Source organism: Cognatundibacterium luofuense, from assembly GCF_018139685.1.
GTDB classification, from domain to species: Bacteria; Pseudomonadota; Gammaproteobacteria; order Burkholderiales; family Burkholderiaceae_D; genus Undibacterium; species Undibacterium luofuense.
Genome location: NZ_JAGSPN010000009.1, coordinates 163,806 through 185,131 on the forward strand (window position 1 = coordinate 163,806; position 21,326 = coordinate 185,131).

At 49.8% G+C, this 21,326-nt stretch carries 20 protein-coding genes; 14 read left to right on the plus strand and 6 right to left on the minus strand.

The annotated features are described in order from the left end of the window. The first annotated feature begins 82 nt into the window (after positions 1–82). The 6 genes from phaC to KDM89_RS13175 all read left to right on the plus strand — a co-directional run bounded on the left by phaC (position 83) and on the right by KDM89_RS13175 (position 6,586). Positions 83–1,801: a class I poly(R)-hydroxyalkanoic acid synthase gene (gene phaC / locus KDM89_RS13150; RefSeq protein ID WP_212688370.1), complete on the plus strand. Its 1,719-nt coding sequence runs from the start codon at positions 83–85 to the stop codon at positions 1,799–1,801. 51 nt (positions 1,802–1,852) lie between these two features. Further along, complete coding sequence (locus KDM89_RS13155) at positions 1,853–2,593, plus strand: 3-ketoacyl-ACP reductase (protein ID WP_212688371.1); 741 nt, start codon at positions 1,853–1,855, stop codon at positions 2,591–2,593. A 249-nt stretch (positions 2,594–2,842) separates the two neighbouring features. Further along, on the plus strand, positions 2,843–3,400 hold the full coding sequence (phaR, locus tag KDM89_RS13160; protein WP_212688372.1) for a polyhydroxyalkanoate synthesis repressor PhaR: 558 nt from the start codon (positions 2,843–2,845) through the stop codon (positions 3,398–3,400). Positions 3,401–3,538: 138 nt separating this feature from the next. Beyond that, positions 3,539–4,921, plus strand: a complete 1,383-nt coding sequence (gene rimO / locus KDM89_RS13165; protein ID WP_212688373.1) for a 30S ribosomal protein S12 methylthiotransferase RimO — start codon at positions 3,539–3,541, stop codon at positions 4,919–4,921. After that, the gene (locus tag KDM89_RS13170) at positions 4,921–5,355 is read left to right on the plus strand and encodes a hypothetical protein (RefSeq protein ID WP_212688374.1); all 435 of its coding nucleotides are present in this window, start codon (positions 4,921–4,923) and stop codon (positions 5,353–5,355) included. The genes rimO and KDM89_RS13170 overlap by 1 nt, the downstream gene beginning before the upstream one ends. 139 nt (positions 5,356–5,494) lie before the next feature. Further along, positions 5,495–6,586 carry a hypothetical protein gene (locus tag KDM89_RS13175; RefSeq protein WP_212688375.1) on the plus strand — a complete coding sequence of 364 codons (1,092 nt, stop codon included), beginning with the start codon at positions 5,495–5,497 and terminating at the stop codon, positions 6,584–6,586. A gap of 30 nt (positions 6,587–6,616) precedes the next feature. Here the strand turns inward: KDM89_RS13175 and KDM89_RS13180 are convergent, their stop codons facing one another. Then, the gene (locus KDM89_RS13180) at positions 6,617–7,519 is read right to left on the minus strand and encodes a type 2 periplasmic-binding domain-containing protein (RefSeq protein WP_212688376.1); all 903 of its coding nucleotides are present in this window, start codon (positions 7,517–7,519) and stop codon (positions 6,617–6,619) included. 171 nt (positions 7,520–7,690) lie between these two features. Between KDM89_RS13180 and KDM89_RS13185 the strand changes: the two genes are divergently transcribed. Further along, positions 7,691–8,872, plus strand: a complete 1,182-nt coding sequence (locus KDM89_RS13185) for a cystathionine beta-lyase (protein ID WP_212688377.1) — start codon at positions 7,691–7,693, stop codon at positions 8,870–8,872. A gap of 52 nt (positions 8,873–8,924) precedes the next feature. Here KDM89_RS13185 and KDM89_RS13190 read toward each other — a convergent pair whose 3' ends face one another. The 5 genes from KDM89_RS13190 to KDM89_RS13210 form a co-directional block, all read right to left on the minus strand. Then, a complete protein-coding gene (locus KDM89_RS13190; protein ID WP_212688378.1) occupies positions 8,925–9,134 on the minus strand; it encodes a hypothetical protein in 210 nt (69 codons plus the stop codon). A gap of 423 nt (positions 9,135–9,557) precedes the next feature. Further along, complete coding sequence (gene acnA / locus KDM89_RS13195) at positions 9,558–12,290, minus strand: aconitate hydratase AcnA (protein ID WP_212688379.1); 2,733 nt, start codon at positions 12,288–12,290, stop codon at positions 9,558–9,560. Positions 12,291–12,390: 100 nt separating this feature from the next. Next, positions 12,391–12,900 (minus strand): hypothetical protein, encoded by a 510-nt coding sequence (locus KDM89_RS13200; protein ID WP_212688380.1) that lies wholly within the window; start codon positions 12,898–12,900, stop codon positions 12,391–12,393. 11 nt (positions 12,901–12,911) lie between these two features. Continuing rightward, positions 12,912–13,874: an HpcH/HpaI aldolase/citrate lyase family protein gene (locus KDM89_RS13205; protein ID WP_212688381.1), complete on the minus strand. Its 963-nt coding sequence runs from the start codon at positions 13,872–13,874 to the stop codon at positions 12,912–12,914. A 62-nt stretch (positions 13,875–13,936) separates the two neighbouring features. Continuing rightward, the gene (locus KDM89_RS13210) at positions 13,937–14,926 is read right to left on the minus strand and encodes a malate dehydrogenase (protein ID WP_212688382.1); all 990 of its coding nucleotides are present in this window, start codon (positions 14,924–14,926) and stop codon (positions 13,937–13,939) included. 332 nt (positions 14,927–15,258) lie between these two features. Here KDM89_RS13210 and KDM89_RS13215 point away from each other — a divergent pair, with 332 nt between their 5' ends. The 7 genes from KDM89_RS13215 (at position 15,259) to gltA (ending at position 21,255) form a co-directional block, all read left to right on the plus strand. Continuing rightward, positions 15,259–16,059 (plus strand): GntR family transcriptional regulator, encoded by an 801-nt coding sequence (locus KDM89_RS13215; RefSeq protein ID WP_212688383.1) that lies wholly within the window; start codon positions 15,259–15,261, stop codon positions 16,057–16,059. Positions 16,060–16,232: 173 nt separating this feature from the next. Beyond that, a complete protein-coding gene (sdhC, locus tag KDM89_RS13220; RefSeq protein WP_212688384.1) occupies positions 16,233–16,640 on the plus strand; it encodes a succinate dehydrogenase, cytochrome b556 subunit in 408 nt (135 codons plus the stop codon). 1 nt (position 16,641) lies between these two features. Continuing rightward, entirely contained in the window at positions 16,642–17,010 is a 369-nt protein-coding gene (gene sdhD, locus KDM89_RS13225; protein WP_212688385.1) for a succinate dehydrogenase, hydrophobic membrane anchor protein, read from the plus strand. 2 nt (positions 17,011–17,012) lie between these two features. Further along, positions 17,013–18,788, plus strand: a complete 1,776-nt coding sequence (sdhA, locus tag KDM89_RS13230) for a succinate dehydrogenase flavoprotein subunit (protein ID WP_212688386.1) — start codon at positions 17,013–17,015, stop codon at positions 18,786–18,788. Between the two features lie 12 nt (positions 18,789–18,800). Further along, positions 18,801–19,511, plus strand: a complete 711-nt coding sequence (locus KDM89_RS13235) for a succinate dehydrogenase iron-sulfur subunit (RefSeq protein ID WP_189357941.1) — start codon at positions 18,801–18,803, stop codon at positions 19,509–19,511. Positions 19,512–19,600: 89 nt separating this feature from the next. Next, positions 19,601–19,882: an FAD assembly factor SdhE gene (locus KDM89_RS13240; RefSeq protein WP_212688387.1), complete on the plus strand. Its 282-nt coding sequence runs from the start codon at positions 19,601–19,603 to the stop codon at positions 19,880–19,882. A 68-nt stretch (positions 19,883–19,950) separates the two neighbouring features. Continuing rightward, a complete protein-coding gene (gene gltA, locus KDM89_RS13245; RefSeq protein WP_212688388.1) occupies positions 19,951–21,255 on the plus strand; it encodes a citrate synthase in 1,305 nt (434 codons plus the stop codon). Positions 21,256–21,326: the final 71 nt, after the last annotated feature.

Here is a 21,326-nt window from a genome sequence, read left to right on the forward strand (position 1 = left end):
GCAACGATGTATTGCATTCTCCCGTTTTCCTCAGTTTTTTCCAGACAGACCCGCAACGATACGCGATTTTCAGGAGGCGCGCATGCAGAGTTTTGACCCGCAATCCATGATGAATGAATGGGTGGGAAAATTTTATCAACCGGACGCATGGCAAGAGTGGATGAAGTCTGCTCAGCAAATGAATGCCGCTCCTTTACTCGAAGTGCTGCGCGAAGCTGGCGGAAGTATTGCACCCGAAGCGCTACTGACCTTGCAGCAGGATTACGCACGTGAGGCAGCCCAGCTCTGGCAGGATTTCGTCGCTTCAAAAATTCCTGCGCTGAGTGATCGCCGTTTTACCTCCGGCGCATGGAAAGATCAGCCGGTATCCGCTTACAGCGCTGCAGCTTATCTGCTGAATGCACGTTTTCTGATGGCGCTGGCAGAAGCGGTGGATGCCAGCCCGAAGGTTCGTCAGAAAATTATTTTTGCTGTGCAGCAAATGATTGATGCGATGTCGCCAGCGAACTTTCTGGCAACCAATCCGGATGCACAGGCAAAGTTGATTGAGACGAAAGGCGAGAGCCTCGCCAAAGGCATTACGCAAATGCTGGCGGATATGCAGAAGGGTCGTATTTCTCAGACGGATGAGAGCGCTTTCCATGTTGGTCAGAATGTGGCTACCACGGAAGGATCGGTGGTATTTGAAAACCGCTTATTCCAGCTGATTCAGTACAAACCGCTGACTGAAACAGTACATCAGCGGCCGATGCTGATGATTCCACCGTGCATTAATAAATTTTATATTTTAGATTTGCAGCCGGAAAATTCCGTTGTCCGCTATCTGGTTGAGCAGGGGCATACGGTTTATCTTGTGTCGTGGGCGAACCCTGATCAAACCATGGATCAGGTAACCTGGGATGATTACATCGAAGAAGGCGCCATTACTGCGATCAGTACTGTTAAGGCGATCTCTGGTCAAAAACAACTGAGCACCTTCGGATTCTGTGTCGGCGGGACAATTTTATCTACAGCGCTGGCTGTGCTGGCTGCGCGTGGTGAGCATCCTGCTGCAAGTGTGACTTTGCTGACCACATTGCTCGACTTTTCAAACACGGGCGTACTGGATGTGTTTGTTGATGAAATGCAGGTTACGCTGCGCGAAAAAACCATTGGTAAAAAAGGATTGTTGCCCGGCCGCGATCTGGCAAGCACATTCTCTGCGTTGCGTGCAAATGATCTGGTCTGGAACTATGTGCAGGCGAACTATCTGAAAGGCGAGGCGCCGCCGCCATTTGATTTGCTGTACTGGAACTCAGACAGTACTAATTTACCCGGCCCGATGTTTTGCTGGTATCTGCGTAATACCTACCTTGAAAATAAACTGTGTATCCCGAATGGTTTGAGCGTCTGCGGTGAAACTGTGGACCTCGGGCTGATTGATGCACCCGTCTTTATCTACGGTTCGCGCGAAGATCATATTGTTCCGTGGCAGGCTGCGTTTGCATCGACGGCATTGTTAAATCCCGGCAAACCTGAGCGAAATGTATTTGTTCTTGGTGCATCAGGTCATATTGCCGGTGTTGTGAATCCGCCAGCCAAGAAAAAGCGCAGTTACTGGGTAAATCACGATCAGGTCAGAAAATCAGATGACTGGTTTGCAGGGGCTTCTGAGCATGCTGGCAGCTGGTGGCCGGTCTGGGCTGATTTCCTGACCGAGCATGCAGGCAAAAAAGTAAAAGCGCCTGCATCTGCCGGAAGTAAAGACTTCCCGGCGATTGAGCAGGCGCCCGGCCGGTATGTGAAGGTTAGAGCAGCTTAAGTTGTATTAATAGCGTAGTTTTCAGTGAGTGATCAAAACAGGAGATCAGGAATGACAAAACGTATTGCGTATGTAACTGGTGGTATGGGTGGTATCGGAACCTCAATCTGCCGCCGTTTGTGCAAAGAAGGCTATGTGGTCGTTGCAGGTTGTGGCCCGAATTCGGCACGTAAAGATAAATGGCTTGCTGACATGCGCGCAGAAGGTTTTGAAGTGTTTGCTTCAGAAGGAAATGTTTCTGACTGGGAATCCACAAAGGCGGCATTTGAGAAAGTACGTGCGGAAATCGGCGAGGTTGATGTGCTCGTGAATAACGCAGGCATCACCCGTGATGGTCAGTTCCGTAAAATGACCAAAGCTGACTGGGATGCGGTCATTGATACCAACCTGAACTCACTGTTTAATGTCACAAAGCAAGTGATTGACGGCATGATCGATCGTGGCTGGGGACGTATTATCAATATTTCCTCGGTTAATGGGCAGAAAGGCCAGTTCGGTCAGACTAATTACTCCACGGCAAAAGCGGGTATTCACGGCTTTACCATGGCGCTGGCGCAGGAAGTGGCTACCAAAGGCGTAACGGTGAATACTGTTTCTCCAGGTTATGTCGGTACCGATATGGTTCGCGCAATCCGCCCTGATGTGCTGGAAAAAATTGTCTCGGGCATTCCGGTAAAACGTCTGGCGGAGCCGGAAGAAATTGCTTCGATCGTGGCGTGGGTTGCATCGGATGATGGCGCTTACGCGACTGGTTCTGATTTCTCACTGAATGGTGGTTTGCATATGGGATAAGCCGGGTTTTGCGCTGCAACAACCGTTGTTTTGCAGTGCATGATTTTGGTGCTGTTTTTTGACGCAATGCGGTAGAATTAGCCCATCAGTACAAAAGTACTGGTGGGCTTTTTAATATGCTTTGAGAAGAAGCAGGCTATACAAAAAAAGAGGGGACAAACCTGAATGCACCATCTGCATAAAAGATGGGCGGGTTTGCTTGAGTATGCCCGGGCATGACCGGGTTCGTAGTTATCAATTGAGATATCAATGAATAGCGCCAAAAAAACAACGCAACACCTGATTAAAAAGTATCCAAACCGTCGCTTGTACGACACACAAACCAGCAGTTATATCACGTTGGCTGATGTGAAATTGTTCGTGCTGGAAAATGATGATTTTGCTGTCGTTGATGCGAAAACAGGTGAAGATCTGACGCGCAGTATTTTGCTGCAAATTATTCTCGAAGAAGAAGCGGGCGGTTCACCAATGTTTTCCAGTGCGGTACTTTCCCAGATTATCCGTTTCTACGGTCACGCGATGCAGGGCATGATGGGATCCTATCTTGAAAAAAATGTACAGGCTTTCATTGAAATTCAGAATAAACTCGCTGAGGGGTCAAAGGGTTTGTATGATGGAAAGCCGTTCAGTCCTGAAGTCTGGAACCAGTTTATGAATGTGCAGGGCCCGATGATGCAAGGCATGATGGGTAATTACATCGAACAAAGTAAAAATCTGTTTATGCAGATGCAGGAGCAAATGCAAAGTCAGGCAAAAACAATGTTTACGGTGTTTCCATTCGGGCAAGATGGTCAGGAAAAGAAATAAAGTCAAACGACAGTATTCTGTGTGGCTTAGCTAAGGTATTGATCTGAAGGCTGTTTTTTGCGGCGAATAGATCATACTGACAGCAAAAAAGGTACAATAGCGGGTTCGCTTTTGTACCTTTTTTGTTGAATAAATACTATGGCTATTTCTGAAATCCGTCGCCAGCCTGCAGGCGATGCACCGAAAGTCGGGTTTGTTTCACTCGGCTGTCCTAAAGCCCTTGTCGATTCAGAGCAGATTCTGACGCAATTGCGCGCTGAAGGATATGAGACCGCAAAATCCTACGATGGTGCAGATCTGGTTATCGTCAATACCTGCGGGTTTATTGATGCCGCCGTGCAGGAGTCACTGGATGCTATCGGTGAAGCGCTGGCTGAAAACGGTAAAGTGATCGTCACCGGATGTCTGGGGGCGAAGAAGGATGCCGAAGGGAATGACCTGATTCAGGGTGTCCATCCGAAAGTGTTGGAAGTGACCGGACCGCATGCAGTTGGTGAAGTGATGGCTGCAGTGCATAAACATTTGCCAAAGCCGCACGAGCCGTTTGTTGATCTGATTCCGGCGCAAGGCGTGAAACTCACACCGAAGCATTACGCTTATTTAAAAATTTCTGAGGGCTGTAACCATCGTTGCAGCTTCTGCATCATTCCTTCTATGCGGGGTGATCTGGTGTCGCGTCCGATTGCGGATGTGATGCTGGAAGCTGAAAATCTGTTTAAAGCCGGCGTCAAGGAATTGCTGGTGATTTCTCAGGATACCAGCGCCTATGGCGTGGATGTGAAGTTCCGTACCGGCTTCTGGAATGGCCGTCCTGTGAAAACACACATGACGCAATTAACGGAAGCACTGGGTGAGCTGGCAAAGCAATATGATGCATGGGTTCGTCTGCATTATGTTTACCCGTATCCGCATGTCGACGAAATCATTCCACTGATGAATAACGGTCATGTGCTGCCGTATCTGGATGTTCCGTTGCAGCATGCGCATCCGGATGTGCTGAAGCGCATGAAACGACCTGCCAGCGGCGAGAAAAATATCGAACGCATCAAAGCATGGCGTGAGATGTGTCCTGATCTGACTATTCGTTCGACATTTATCGCCGGTTTCCCGGGCGAGACGGAAGAAGAATTCCAGTATCTGCTGGACTTCCTGAAGGAAGCAAGAATTGACCGTCTGGGTTGTTTTGCGTATTCACCGGTAGAGGGTGCCACAGCAAATGAAATTGCAAATCAGTTGCCGGATGACGTGCGTGAAGATCGTCGTCGTCGCGTCATGGAGTTGCAGGAATCGATTTCCCGTGAGCGTTTGCAGGCCAGGGTCGGTAAAACAGTGCGTGTTCTGATTGATGAGCTGGATCGCAGTGGCGGAATTGGCCGTAGCGCAGCTGACGCACCTGAAATCGACGGCGTTGTGTATGTAAAACCACCGTTCGAGCCGCACCGTAAACTGAAAGTCGGTGAATTTGTAGACGTTCGCATTACCGCAGCGGATGCTCATGACATGTGGGGTGAGGCAGTCTGATGCGTGGCATTGCCGGATTTGTTATTGCCTGTGCGTTGATGCAGGCAATACCAGCGGTCGCTTCAGAAATGAAGGCTGTGCCAGCCGTTGAACAGCAGCGCTCATTTGCACAGCCACAGATCTTCCGGGGCCAGCTGGGTGCGAAGCTGATTGAGATGCATTTGCAGCCCAAAAAGGACGAGCCGGAGAGTCTGGAAGGCTATTATCTGATTGGCCCTGACTGGAAGAAAAAAGTATTGCTGGCCGGAGAGTGGTCCGGCGCACAAATCAGTCTGGAAGAGTCAGAGAATGGTACGGATGTATCCGGTACGCTGGAAGCAGAATGGCTGGCTGACGGTTTATCCGGCAACTGGATGCCTGCCGACGAAACGCTGAAAGTGACTTTCCGCTTGCAAGCTGTGAAGAAGGCCTTACCGCAAAAGCGAAAAAACTGACTTGTGCCAGTTTTCAGTATCCGCCCCGTTATTGAAAAATAGCGGGGTTTTTTATTGCAGAAAACACAGGAACTGCCGTTACCGGAACATGCTGCACAGGAGCCACCTTTGCGGCGCAATGAATCCGACGGGAGGCGTCATGCGTATCCAGAGTTCCAATGTCGGTCTGTCCTCCGGTCAGACTTCACAGCAAATACAGTTTCGTCAGCAATCCACACTGGCCATTTCCTCATCACGATCTTCTAGCCTGGTAAACGCTGCCACGGATGCTGCTGTAAATCCTGCAACAATCCCCCAGGATCGCGTCAGCCTGCAAAGCAATCGTGCTGTACCGGATCGCCTTCCGGATTTTCCTGCATCGCAGGGAGCTGCGAATGCAGAGTTGAGCGTACCCGCCCGCGCTGCCGGGAGTGGTGTACGGCCCGGATCCGGAATCAGTGATGGAAACCTGCAAACGCTGGTGGATTTGCTGCGCGAAATGTTTGGGATGGAGGTCGCGTTACCTGGCGAAATCAGCCAGTCTGCCGGAACAGCCACCGGCGGCAATGAGGCACCGAATAACACAGGCCAAACGACACTGGTATCCGACACTTTGTATTTTAAGCAAGTCAATTCACTCAAGTTTGAAGCGCAAGGTGAAATCACAACGGCTGATAACCGGAAAATCAGTGTCGCGTTTTCATTTGAAATGCAATCCGAGATTACTTTGCGGCAAAGCACCAGTGTGCGGGTCCAGTCGCAGGCAATGCGCGATCCGCTGGTATTGAATTTCGATAATGGTTCCGCACAGCTGAGCGACGAGAAGCTGATGATGGATTTGAATAACAACGGACACCAGGTCGCCTTGCCAGCTATTTTGCATGGTGGCTATCTTGCATTGCAATCTCACCCAGGCGAGGCAATAACCCAGGGCAGTCAATTGTTTGGCCCTGCGAGCGGCGATGGTTTTGCAGAACTTGCCCGTTATGACAGTGATGCAAATCACTGGATAGATGAAAATGATCCAGTGTTCAGCAAGCTGGGGCTGATCGTGCCTGGTGGTACTGACGGAAACCAGTTTATTTCATTGAAAGACGCTGGTGTCGGCGCATTATTTCTCGGGAATGCAGCAACTGGCTGGGATATGAGAACACCTGATGGTCAGCAGGCAGCACGCCTGGGTTCCAGTGGATTCTGGCTGAGTGAAAATGGCACGGCCAGAGCTTTACAGCATATTGATGTCAAAGTCTGAGCAGATATCGCAGAAAAAATGCTGAGATCGTCAGCGATTGTTGCTGCTGACAACAGGCTTGTACCAGAGCCGGTTATCCTGCAGTGGGGTATCCGGCGATAAGTCCGGGTTGGTCAGTGCGATCACCCGGCGGTTACGTAAATCCAGTTTTTGCAGCGCTTGCTGATGATATTTGATAAAAATCGCATCAAAGCTGCCATCCTTCAGCATCAATTTCAGCCCGGTTTCCACACGGTGTTTCAGTGCAGCATCTTTTTTATTAAAAAAGAAATAATACGGAAACGGATAGTAAAGCAGCAGATTCTTTTCGACAGCCAGATTTGGCAGCTTTTCTTTCTGCATTTCCAGTTCATCCAGAATTTCACCAATTCCGCGCGGAAATGCATCAAAACGTTCTGCGTCAAGCATGGCGAACAATTGCGGATAGGGTGCCTCTACCAAGGGCAAGCCCTGATGCTGATAGATCGCATTATCGATCCAGCCAGTGCCCTGTCCGAAACGGATCTTTTTCAAATCCGCCACTGAGCGTACGGCATCAAACATGGTTTGCTTATCTTTTCTGATCAGCATGACCCGATAACCAAGCAATCCTTTACGCAACGGTATTTTGATCGCCAGAAATTCTTTCTCCAGCTTCACCGAACCAGGATTCCACAACACATTGATACCGTTCTCATTGCTTGCCAGTTCGGCCATGACGCGTTTTTTCGGCACTTGCCGCTGACTTGGCTGACAGGTGTAAGGGCCAAAAGCAGGGCGGGTCTTTTCGAGCGCTGTATTGAGTAATTCGATTACATCGCGGTAACGGGTGTCGCCGGCAATCTCACCAGCCGGATAAACGACTGTCGTTACGGATGATGCGAAAGCAGGCAATGCTGGCACCTGCAACAAAGCTGTGATCAGCCATGTGGCAAAGCGCGTCTTTTTTTGCAATCTGAATCTGAAAATTCCGGTCACTGCACTTGCTTTATCTGGTGTTATGTCATGATGCTGCTGTGGCACTGGCCAGCAAAGCAGGCGGTGTCTGGTGATGCCTTGCGCTCAGTTAAGAGAAAACGGCATACCTGACAGCGATCAGTTATAACATTTAATGATGAAAACCTGATGAAAAATTCACCGCAAATCGAGAAAAAACAACTTTCCACCCGCCTTAATCATTCAGATTATCAGGCTCCCGCAGGCTTTGCAGCCTACCCGACAGCCGTTCATCATGCGTCGACGGTGTTGTTTGAGAATGTGGCGGCAATGCGCTCACGAAACTGGCTGGATAAGCAATCCTATACGTACGGGCTGCATGGTACGCCAACCAGTTTTACGCTGGAGCGCCGTCTGGCGGAAATCGAAGACGCGCAGCATTGCATACTGGCTCCCAGCGGGCTGGCCGCTATTTCGCTGATTGATCTGGCATTGCTGAAAAGCGGTGATCATGTGCTGATACCGGATAATGCCTATTCGCCGAATAAAGAGCTGGCGCACTGGCTGCAATCGCAATTTGATATCGCTGTCTCGGTTTATCCGCCCATGTGCGGCGCTGGCATTGAAAACTACATTCGGCCGGAAACTCGTCTGATCTGGGTGGAGGCGCCGGGGTCGGTATCGATGGAAATTCCGGATTTACCTGTTATTGCTGAGGTTGCACATCGCCATCAGATTGTGGTGGCGCTGGATAACACATGGTCTGCCGGGATTGTGTATCCGGGTTTTGAACATGGCGCGGACATCATTATGCAGGCGCTGACCAAGTTTCAGAGCGGCGGATCGGATGTGCTGATGGGTGCGGTACTGGTGAACGATGCCGAGCTGTACAAGCGCCTGCAACTGACCCATATGCGGCTGGGGCTGGGCGTCGGTATGGATGATGTGTATCTGGTTCTACGCGGCTTGCCGACCCTGGCCTTGCGCTTTGCCGAACATGACTGCAGTGCACGTGAGATTGCTGCATGGCTGAAAGAGCAGCCAGAAATTCAAACCGTCTTGCATCCTGCATTACCGGAATGCCCGGGACACCCAATATGGCAGCGTGATTTCACTGGTGCAGCCGGATTGTTTTCTGTGATTTTTAAAGAAGAATATTCAGAACAGCAGATCGATCGCTTCGTTGATGCGCTGGCACTGTTTGGTATCGGCTTCAGCTGGGGCGGTTCGCATAGCTTATGTGTGCCGTACCGCATGCAGGGAATGCGCGACAGCTGGACTGAAAAAGGGCAACTGGTGCGCTTTTATATCGGGCTGGAAAATACAAAAGATCTGAAAGCAGATATTCGTCAGGCCTTACAGCAACTGTAAGCCTGACGATGGATGGGATTTGGCGATGTTGGCGCACATCGCCGAAAACCGTTTACTTGCTGGCGCTGTCCGGTGCGGAAGCTGGCGCCGGGGCGGCAACCGGTGCTGGTGCAGCCGCTGGCTCACTGGCCGGTGCTGCGTGAACTTCGGTAGGGTTATGCGCACCGGCCTCACCCTGCATGTCCACTTTATCGCCGGCTTTGAAAATCAAAAACAGCGCTGCGGCCGCAAACACAATAAACGCCACCAGAACTTTCCACATAGTCATCTCCTTAAGTTGTAGATTCGCGAAGCCGTCAAGCCTGCCTCGTTGCTTTGCAGCGTAGCGGAACTTCCTTACGCCTGCCTTGCACCAGAGACAGGGAAGTGCATTTCACAGCTGATGGTCTCACCAGGTTCTGATTGATTATGCAGTTATCGTCATTTTGATTTTTGTGAGGCCCGGACTTTCTGCCGACGACCGCCAGATCGCTGTGCTGAACACCGCATTTGGGGCCAAAATGGCCTGATTTGGTGCTTTCAGGGCAGACTGCCGGTTCAACCAGATTAACTAGATTATCTGGATCAGCCAGATCAATCAGATCAATCAGATCAGTCTGAGCAGTCTTTCAGTTAATGCGAATAACGAGCGGAAATAAAAAAGCCCCCCGCAATGCGGAGGGCTTTTCCGGAACGACTACTTCGATTACGCAGACAGCAGCTGACGCAGAACGAATGGCAGAATACCGCCGTGTTTGTAGTAATCCACTTCGATTGCAGTATCAATACGCAGCAACAGCTGAACTTTTTGCTGTTCGCCGTTTGCACGGGTAATCACCAGAGTGACTTCCTGTTGTGGTTTAACGTCGTCACCGAGTTCCAGGCTGAATGTTTCGTTGCCTGTGATGCCCAGAGAGTCGATGCCATCGCCGTTCAGGAATTGCAGTGGCAGAACGCCCATACCAACCAGGTTGGAACGGTGGATACGTTCGAAGGATTTCGCTACAACCGCTTTTACGCCCAGCAATTGCGTACCTTTTGCTGCCCAGTCACGGGAAGAGCCAGTACCGTACTCTTCACCACCGAAGATCATGGTTGGTGTGCCTTCTGCGACATATTTCATTGCTGCGTCGTAGATGGACATTTGTTCGCCGGTAGGCTGGAACAGGGTTTCGCCGCCTTCAACGCGGGAACCGTCTTCGCGTGCAGGGATCATGAGGTTTTTGATACGGACGTTAGCAAACGTACCGCGCATCATGATCTCGTGGTTACCGCGACGGGAACCGTAAGAGTTGAAGTCTGCTTTCAGAACGCCGTTTTCTTTCAGCCATTTACCTGCAGGGCTGGATTCTTTGATCGAACCTGCCGGAGAAATGTGGTCGGTGGTGATGGAGTCACCGAACAGGCCCAGAGCGCGCGCACCAACGATGGATGTGGATGCAGCTTGTGGTTCCATGTCAAAGTTCGCGAAGAACGGTGGTTCTGCGATGTAAGTGGAATCTGGCCAGTTGTACACTTCACCAGTTGCCACGCCTTTGATGTTTTCCCACAGTTTGCCTGGTGCTGCTTTAACGTCTGCGTAGTTGTCTTTGAACAGTTTAGAGTTCATTGCAAACTTCATCAGCTTGTTCACTTCTTCCGTGCTTGGCCAGATGTCGCCCAGGAACACGTCTTTACCTTTGACGGTGCCGACTGGCTGAGTCATCAGGTCACGTGTCACGTTACCGGCGATTGCGTATGCAACAACCAGTGGTGGCGATGCCAGGAAGTTAGCGCGGATATTCGGGTGAATACGTGCTTCGAAGTTACGGTTGCCGGACAGAACAGCAGCAGCAACCACGTCATTCGATGTGATGGCTTCGTTCAGGCTAGGTGTCAGATCACCGGCATTACCGATACAGGTTGTACAACCGTATGCAGTTACGCCGAAACCCAGTTTTTCCAGATATGGCAGCAGGCCAGCCGCTTCCAGATATTTGGTCACAACGCGGGAGCCAGGCGCCAGCGATGTTTTGATATGCGGAGCAACTTTCAGACCGGCTTCAACCGCTTTCTTCGCTACCAGACCAGCTGCCAGCAGAACGCTAGGGTTAGAGGTATTGGTACAGGAAGTGATCGCAGCGATCAGAACGTCACCGCTCTTGATCTTGATACCCTCGGAAGTTGTGAATTCTTTTTCCAGATCTTCAGCTGCTTTGTTGAAACCGTTTTCTGCAACCGGTTTGGAGAACAGATCGGAGAAAGTGGATTTTACATTGCCGATTTCGATACGGTCTTGCGGACGCTTAGGACCAGCCAGAGACGGTGCAACGTTGCTCAGATCCAGGCTCAGTTCGGTCGTGTAGTCGATATCGCCTTGTTTCGGGATGCCGAACATTTTTTGTGCTTTGAAGTATGCTTCAAATGCGTCGATTTCTGCTTTAGTACGGCCTGTACCTTTGAAGTAATCGATAGTTGCTTCGTCAACCGGGAAGAAGCCCATGGTCGCGCCGTATTCCGGTGCCATGTTAGCGATGGTTGCACGGTCTGTCAGGGACAGGGAACGTGTACCTTCACCGAAGAATTCAACGAATTTGCCAACAACTTTGGCTTTACGCAGCATTTCAGTGATGGTCAGTACCAGATCGGTTGCGGTAACGCCGTCACGCAGCACGCCGGTCAGGTTCACACCAACAACGTCCGGCGTCAGGAAGTAAACCGGCTGACCCAGCATACCTGCTTCTGCTTCAATACCGCCAACACCCCAGCCAACAACACCGATACCATTGATCATGGTGGTGTGGGAGTCTGTACCTACCAGTGTGTCAGGGTAGTAAACTTCGTTTTTCTTTGCATCTTTGACTTTGTGAACGCCGCGCGCCAGATATTCCAGATTTACCTGGTGAACGATACCGAAGCCTGGTGGAACAACGCCGAATGTGTCAAATGCCTGCATACCCCATTTCATGAACTGATAACGTTCATTGTTACGGGAGAATTCCAGTTTCATGTTCAGATCCAGTGCTTTCTTTTCACGGAAATGATCGATCTGAACGGAGTGATCAACAACCAGATCTACTGGTACCAGCGGTTCGATTTTCTTAGGATTTTTGCCCTGAGCAGAAGCGACGTTACGCATTGCAGCCAGATCGGCCAGCAGTGGAACACCGGTAAAGTCTTGCAGAACAACGCGGGAAACGACGAAAGGGATTTCATCAACGCGGGATGCAGTTGGTGCCCAGTTCGCGAGTTGTTTAACGTGTTCTTCCGTAACTTTTTTACCGTCGCAGTTACGCAGAACAGATTCCAGAACCACACGGATAGAAACCGGCAGACGGGAAATTTTCACTCCCAGGTTTTTTTCCAGTGCAGGCAAAGAGAAGAACTTGCCTTTTTTTGTTTCTGAAATCTTAAAGTCTTTCAGGGTTTTGAATGCATCTTGGTACGCATTTTGGCTCATGGCTGTTCCTTATTTACGATAATCAACGATCAAACATGCTTACTAGTGAATCGCCCTGATGCAGCCTGTCGTTGATATTCCAATTGATCAGGGCTAAAACTTATTTCACCTGTGTGGTGTTTTCCGCTGGCGCGGCGCTGACGTCAGGCGTTGTTTCGGCAACGACAGGGTCAGTGGTTTTACATTCATTGGCTAATTGCTGGCCTTTCTTGGAATCCAGCAACATGCTTTTCGCAGGAATACCAATCCATACAAATCCTGCTTTACGATTCTCAAAGCGGTTTGCACCAGTGCTGGTATCAACACGGGTCATGCGAACCAGTTGTTTTTTCCAGCGCATTGCAACGTGATGCGGATCTTCTGTGTTGGTGTACAGGGTCAGTGTGTTGCCCAGTTCGCACTTGTATTCCAGATTTTTATGGGTGGTGATATCCGGAACGATATCGTCTTCATCTTTTTCTTTAGACTCGGTGGCTGCCGGAGCAGGAGCAGCTTTGTGTGATTTGCTGACTTTACTTTTCGCTGGTGCCGTTGCTGCATTCACAGCTGGTGCTGCCAGCAAACTACCAGCCAGCATCAGTCCGGCAAACGATTTCAACAGTTCAGTCATGGGTGTCTCCTTCAGAGTAACTCAAGTGCTTCGGGTGGCAATGGCTTTGCGCACAACCTCGCACGTTGTAATACAAACCAGTAATAGCGGTAACTGGCACGGTCATGTAAGCGCCCTTCAAAACGTACCGGCCCCCAGTCTGCTGACTGCGCTTGCAAAAGCAATGCGGTGGCTGTGGTGATTTCGTGGGAAGATGGTGCAAGCGCATCAACAATGCCACGAATCTGCTGGGGATGAATACTCCACATACGCTGATAACCAAACTGGTTACCTGCCAGCAGGGCATCCTGATAAGCTGCGTCAGGGTTGCTGATGTCAGTGGTGACGTTATGAGAGGCAATCTTGCCGTAACGATGACACGCCGCAGCCAGTTCTGTCTTCGCCCGGACGATCAGCGGATGTGTGAATTGTTGCGGGCTGTGCATTGCAGCAGCCGGAATGGCGCCGAAATGCGACGAAACAAAATCCATAATGCCAAACGAGAGACACTGCACTTCGGGAATGGCGGCGATTGCCATGACATCTGCCAGTGCTTCATGGGTTTCGATCAGTACATGAACCGGCGGTAAATCTGTTTTGATATAAGCTCTGATGTTTTCGATCGCCAGTAAAACTTCCGCTGCGTTGCTGACTTTGGGCAATACCAGATACGCCAGCTTGCCTTCGCAGGGAGTGACGATCAGCGCGAGATCCTGCAGAAAAGCAGGGTGCGTGCTGGCATGCAAGCGAACGCCAATCCGCTGAAAACGGTTTTCTTCGGACAGTATTAAACGAGAAACGAGATCAGCATGTGCAGCTTCATTGCCTGCTGCTGCGCCGTCTTCGCAATCAAAGGTAATATCAAAACAGGGTCCAAGTTCGGCTTGTAAGGCCATGGACTTGCGCATGAGTTTTTCAGAGCCAGCATAATGGTCACACACCGGCAGCAATGCCGGAACGGGCTGATCCTGAAATAATACGGAGGAGGGGTGCATCAAGTCTTCGCGCAATGGGGTAAGGCAGCGAGCCAGTAAATGAGTCGCTGCCTTCAGCCTTATCAGCCTACCAGGTGTTTCACACCGTCACGCTCTTCTTGCAGTTCTTTCAGCGTGATGTTGATGCGTTCCTGAGAGAATTCGTCGATTTCCAGACCCTGAACGATGGTGTATTCACCATTTTCAGTTGTTACTGGGAAACCGAACATAGTGCCTTCAGGGATGCCGTAGGAACCGTCGGAAGGGATACCCATGGTTGTCCATTTGCCGTTTGTGCCAAGTACCCAGTCACGTACGTGATCAATCGCTGCGTTCGCTGCGGATGCAGCAGAAGACAGGCCACGTGCTTCGATGATAGCTGCGCCACGTTTGCCAACGGTTGGCAGGAACGTGTCTTTGTTCCATTCGTGATCGTTGATCATGTCTTTGACAGACTGACCGTCAATTGTTGCAAAGCGGTAGTCAGCGTACATTGTAGGAGAGTGGTTACCCCATACGCACAGTTTTTCAATCGCAGAAACTGGTTTACCGGTTTTTGCAGCGATCTGAGACAGAGCACGATTGTGATCCAGACGCAGCATTGCAGTGAAGTTCTTCGCTGGCAGGCTTGGTGCAGATTTCATTGCGATGTAAGCATTGGTGTTGGCCGGATTGCCAACAACCAGAACTTTAACATTGCGGGATGCAACTGCGTCCAATGCTTTACCTTGTACGGTGAAGATCTGTGCGTTTGCTTCCAGCAAGTCTTTACGTTCCATGCCCGGGCCGCGCGGACGTGCGCCAACCAGCAAAGCTACGTCAGCATCTTTGAATGCAGTCATCGGATCGCTGTGTGCAGTCATGCCAGCCAGCAGCGGGAATGCGCAGTCATCGATCTCCATCATTACGCCTTTCAGCGCTTTTTGAGCTTTTTCGTCAGGGATTTCCAGCAGTTGCAGAATTACCGGCTGGTCTTTGCCCAGCATATCGCCGTTAGCGATACGGAACAGGAGGGAATAACCGATCTGACCGGCTGCGCCAGTCACTGCTACACGCATTGGGGATTTCGCCATGATGCTTCTCCGAAGTGATAAAAAAACGTTGAGACGCTTACCGAGTCTCAGGAATCTGTCTGACTGGTAAGCCTAACCCTGAATCATACTGCTGAAAATAAAATCAGTCAGTAAACATAAAGGGTAAATCACAGATCCGGGCTTTACATTGCTGGTAATCAGACTATATTGCTCGGAGTGCAAATTCGGTTTCAGGGTAAGCCAGCCTGAGTTGTCCGGCAGTTTAGGTGTTGTGTACCTTTGTGTCAATCACTATCTTATGTCTTATATAAGACATATCACCTATAAGTTGCACTGGACTTATGGGGGTGTTTGTGATGAAATTGCGAACTATGAATTCCAACGCCTCTAACACGCAAAACCCCGCGTCCGGTACCGCTTCAGGCGGATCTGCCGGCGCTGCTGTTTCTGTTGCGTCACCTACATTCAGTCCGCTGTATCAGCAAATCAAAGCGCTGATTACGCAGAGTCTTCAGTCGGGCGAATGGAAGCCCGGTGAGTTAATTCCAAGTGAAATCGAGCTTGCCTCACGCTTTAAGGTTAGTCAGGGTACTGTGCGTAAGGCGATTGATGAGCTGGCAGCAGAAAATCTTGTTGTCCGGCGTCAGGGTAAGGGGACATTTGTTGCGACTCATCATGAGGCGCGTTCTCAATTTCGTTTTTTGCGTCTGGCGCCCGATGAAGGGGCTCCGCATTATCCGGAAAATCAGATTGTCGAGGTGAAGCGCCTGCGCGCACCTGCTGAGGTTGCTCGTATGCTGGATATTAAGTCCGGCGATTCTGTGATTTTTATCCGTCGTGTTCAATCTTTTTCCGGTGTTCCGACGATCCTGGATGATCTCTGGCTGCCCGGTGCAATCTTTAAGGGTTTGACGGCTGAGAGGTTGAATGAATATAAAGGTCCGATGTACGGTTTGTTTGAAACCGAATTCGGTACACATATGATTCGGGCCAGTGAGCAGATTCGGGCGGTTTGTGCTGATGAGCAGGTTGCTCACTTGCTTCAGGTTGATGCCGGTACGCCGCTGCTGAGCGTTGAGCGGGTATCTTTCACTTTTGGTGATAAGCCGGTAGAGCTGCGCCGGGGCCTGTATCTGACCAGTCACCATCATTATCGTAATGAGCTGAACTGATTGAAAAGTATTTCAGATCTGAATGGATGGAGGGTTGCTGAGCGGTTTGGCTTAAAACGGATTAAGATTATGAGGTTTTCGCGCTTGAAGTGATATTTTGCTTGGTGCAATGCACCAAAATAGGCGAAAATTGTAAGATTTAAATGACAGACTAGTTAATGGGGAGATTATTTATGTCTGAAGTTGTTAAGGATGGGCGTCGTCACGGCGTGATGGGGCTCACTGATGCGCTGGGCTACCGGCTGCCGCTGGCAGGCGTAGTGTCCATTTTGCATCGCATCAGCGGCGTGCTGATGTTCGTGTTATTGCCATTCATTTTATACCTGCTGGACACCAGTCTCGCATCGGATATGGGTTTTTACAAAATCCGCAATCTGACTTCCGGTGTTTTCGCTAAGCTGGTTATTTTGGTGCTGGTATGGGCTTATTTGCACCATTTCTGCGCAGGTATTCGTCACCTGATCATGGATTTGCATTACGGTCTGGATAAGCACACTGCACGTAAATCTGCAGCTTCAGTGCTCGCAGCCAGCCTGACACTGGCAGCTCTGGTTGGTTTGAAATTGTTCGGAGTGTTCTGAAATGACGAATAAAAATATTGGTCCGAAACGTCTGGTAGTTGGTGCGCATTATGGTTTGCGCGACTGGCTGGCGCAGCGTGCAACTGCCGTTGTAATGGCGGTATATACCGTAATCCTGCTGGTTTTGTTTTTGACTGGCCGTAATTTCAGTTACGAAGGCTGGCAAGCGATATTCACGTGCCAGTGGTTCCGTGCGGTGACTTTCGCTGTCATCTTAAGTTTGTTGTACCACGCTTGGGTTGGTATCCGTGATGTGTGGATGGATTACGTAACTAAGAACGTATTCGTCCGTATCGTATTTCAGGTTGCCACCATTCTGTGGCTGGTTGCATGTGCTTTCTATGCGGCACAAATTCTGTGGAGAGTTTAAACGTGGCTGCAATTAAATCCACAATTCCTACCCGTCGTTTTGACGCGGTAATCGTCGGAGCGGGTGGCTCCGGTATGCGTGCATCCCTTCAACTGGCAGAAGCTGGGTTGAATGTTGCTGTCTTGTCTAAGGTTTTCCCAACCCGTTCGCATACTGTTGCGGCTCAGGGTGGTATCGGTGCCTCGCTTGGCAACATGTCTGAAGATAACTGGTACTGGCATATGTTTGACACCGTAAAGGGTGGCGATTATCTGGGTGATCAGGACGCAATTGAATTCATGTGTCGCGAAGCGCCAAAAGTCGTTTATGAGCTCGAACACTTTGGTATGCCTTTTGACCGTAATCCTGACGGCACTATCTACCAGCGTCCGTTCGGTGGCCATACTGCAAATATGGGTGAAAAGCCTGTTCAGCGCGCCTGTGCTGCTGCAGACCGTACAGGTCATGCATTGCTGCACACGCTGTATCAGCGCAACGTTCGTGCACGTACCCATTTCTTTGTTGAATGGATGGCGATTGATCTGATTCGTGATCAGGATGGTGATGTTCTCGGCGTTGTTGCGCTGGAAATGGAAACCGGCGAAGTGATGATGTTGCAGGCGAAAACAACTGTATTCGCAACAGGCGGTGCGGGTCGTATTTTTGCTGCATCTACAAATGCATTTATTAACACCGGTGATGGTATGGGTATGGCTGCCCGTGCAGGCTTGCCATTGCAGGATATGGAGTTCTGGCAATTCCATCCGACTGGTGTTTCCGGTGCCGGTGTTCTGATTACAGAAGGTGTTCGCGGTGAAGGCGGTATCTTGATTAACAGTCAGGGTGAGCGTTTCATGGAGCGCTATGCGCCGACTTTGAAAGATCTGGCGCCGCGTGACTTTGTTTCCCGTTCTATGGATCAGGAAATCAAAGAAGGTCGTGGTTGCGGTCCTAATAAGGATCACGTTTTGCTGGATCTGCGTCATATTGGCGCGGATACGATTCGTAAGCGTCTGCCGTCGATTCTCGAAATCGGCCGTAAATTCGCAAACGTTGATGCAACGAAAGAGCCGATCCCTGTTGTTCCGACAATCCACTACCAGATGGGTGGTATCCCGACCAACATTAACGGTCAGGTTGTCGATTACAGCAATGGTTCCAGCAAAATCGTCAATGGCATGTATGCAATTGGTGAGTGCGCATGTGTTTCTGTGCATGGTGCGAATCGTCTTGGTACGAACTCTTTGCTGGATCTGGTTGTATTTGGCCGTGCGGCTGGTAACCACATCGTTGCGCAGAGTCTGAAGCAGAAAGAGCACAAGCAATTACCAGCTGATGCAGCCGATCGTGCACTGGCTCGCCTGGCTAAGCTGGAAACCTCTACAGGTACTGAGCGTGTTCAGGATGTTGCAAATGCAATCCGCAGCGCAATGCAGCAGTATTGTGGTGTGTTCCGTACTGATGAGCTGCTGCAAACCGGCGTTCAGAAAATTATGGAGCTCAACGAGCGTTGCAAGCATGTTTCTTTCAAAGATAAGTCCAAAGTGTTCAACACCGCGCGTGTTGAGGCGTTGGAACTGGATAATCTGATTGAAACAGCGAAAGCAACCATTGTCTCTGCGGCAGCTCGTAAAGAGTCGCGTGGTGCGCATGCGCATCGTGACTACGAGAAGCGTGATGATGAAGTTTGGATGAAGCACACAATGTGGTACTCGGAAGGTAATCGACTGGACTACAAACCAGTGACAACCAAGCCGTTGACTGTGGAAACCTTCAAGCCAAAAGCTCGTACATTCTAAAGAGAAATTGCCATGGCACGTACATTGAAATTTAAGATTTACCGCTACGATCCTGATAAGGATGCGAAGCCTTACATGCAAGATCTGACAGTGACCTTGCAGGATACCGACAAGATGCTGCTGGATGCTTTGCAGCGCATTAAGTCGGACGTTGATGACTCTCTCGCGCTGCGTCGCTCCTGTCGTGAAGGCGTGTGCGGTTCGGATGCGATGAATATCAACGGCAAGAACGGTCTTGCTTGTACCACAAATCTGAATGAGCTGACCGAGCCTATCGTTCTGCGTCCGCTGCCAGGTTTGCCGGTTATTCGTGATCTGATTGTTGATATGACGCAATTCTTCAAACAGTATCACTCGATCAAGCCGTATCTGATTAACGATACTATTCCTCCGGAAAAAGAGCGCTTGCAGTCTCCTGAAGAGCGCGAAGAGCTGGATGGTTTGTACGAATGCATTCTCTGCGCATGCTGTTCGACTTCTTGTCCATCTTTCTGGTGGAATCCGGATAAGTTCGTCGGCCCTGCTGGCTTGCTTCAGGCGTATCGATTTATTGCAGATTCGCGTGATCAGGCTACTGGTGAGCGGTTGGATAACCTCGAGGATCCATACCGTTTGTTCCGTTGTCACACAATCATGAACTGTGTTGATGTTTGCCCGAAAGGTCTGAACCCGACACGTGCAATCGGTAAGATCAAAGAGCTGATGGTTCGTCGAGCCGTATAAAGCATAGAGGCGGCGTAAGCCGCTTCTATTTCATGCTTATTTCCGCTGAGATAAGCATGAAATAGAAAGCATCAAAAGAGAAAGTGACTATGTCTGAGCCTGCTGCAAATTCTCATCAGAGTGATCCGGTTAAACGTGCAAGACTGCGCTGGCGCGCGCGTCGTGGTTTGCTGGAGAATGATCTGATTCTGACAAGGTTCCTGGATGCGCATGAGGAAACACTGACGGATGGGGAAGTGGATGCCTTTGGTCGCCTGATGGACTTGTCAGATAACGAGTTGATGGATCTGATTATGGCGCGAAAAGAGCCGGAGGGAGAGGTTGATCTCCCGCATGTGCATGAATTGCTGAATCGTTTGCGTATTGCCTGAGCAAGCCACTGGATTTTTTGTGTTTTTTTGATTAACTAACGACTCACCTCTTTTCTGAAGGAAGAGCCATGATAACTTCTGATACAAAAGCAACCCTCTCGTTTTCCGATGGTTCACCAGCACTGGAATTGCCGGTTTATAAAGGTACTATCGGCCCGGATGTCATAGACATTCGTAAGCTTTATGGTGCAACCGGTAAGTTCACTTACGATCCAGGCTTTATGTCTACCGCAGCCTGTAATTCTTCTATCACTTACATTGATGGTGATAAAGGTGAGTTGCTGTATCGTGGTTACCCGATCGAACAGTTGGCAGTGAACGGTGGAGATTTCCTGGAAACTTGCTATCTGTTGTTGAACGGCGAGTTGCCAAATGCTGACCAGAAATCTAAATTTGTGAACACTGTGACACGTCACACAATGGTTCATGAGCAGATGCAATTCTTCTTCCGTGGTTTCCGTCGCGATGCGCATCCGATGTCTGTGCTGGTCGGTACTGTAGGCGCATTGTCGTCGTTCTACCATGATTCGCTGGATATTAATGATCCGCATCATCGCGAGGTGTCTGCGATCCGCTTGATTGCAAAAATGCCTACACTGGTTGCAATGGCGTACAAGTACTCTATTGGTCAGCCTTTTGTTTATCCGCGCAATGATCTGTCTTATACAGCAAACTTCATGCACATGATGTTCTCTACTCCATGTGAAGAATATAAAGTGAATGAAGTTCTGGTACGCGCACTGGATCGTATTTTGATTTTGCATGCTGATCATGAACAGAATGCTTCTACATCCACTGTTCGTTTGGCGGGTTCTTCCGGCGCCAATCCGTTTGCATGTATTGCCGCAGGTATCGCATGCCTCTGGGGTCCTGCCCACGGTGGTGCAAATGAGGCAGCTCTGGATATGCTGGAATCTATCGGCTCTGTTGATAATATTCCGGCATTTATTGAGCAGGTTAAAGATAAGAACTCTGGTGTGAAGCTGATGGGCTTTGGTCACCGTGTTTATAAAAATTACGACCCTCGCGCTAAACTGATGCGTGAGACATGCTACGAAGTCCTGAATGAACTGGGCTTGCAGGATGATCCATTGTTTAAGCTGGCAATGGAATTGGAGCGTATTGCATTGTCGGACGAATACTTCGTCTCTCGTAAATTGTACCCGAACGTGGACTTCTACTCTGGTATCGTTCAGCGCGCTTTGGGTATCCCGACAGCTTTGTTTACTGGTATTTTTGCTTTGGCACGCACCGTTGGCTGGATTGCTCAGTGGAAAGAAATGATTTCTGACCCTGAACAAAAAATTGGCCGTCCACGCCAGCTGTTTATCGGCGCACCAAAACGTGATGTTCCACCTATGGATCAACGTTAATTTTCTGTTATGGCAGGTATCTAAAAAAGAAAGCGAGTCGCAAAGACTCGCTTTTTTTTTCGGAATAACTT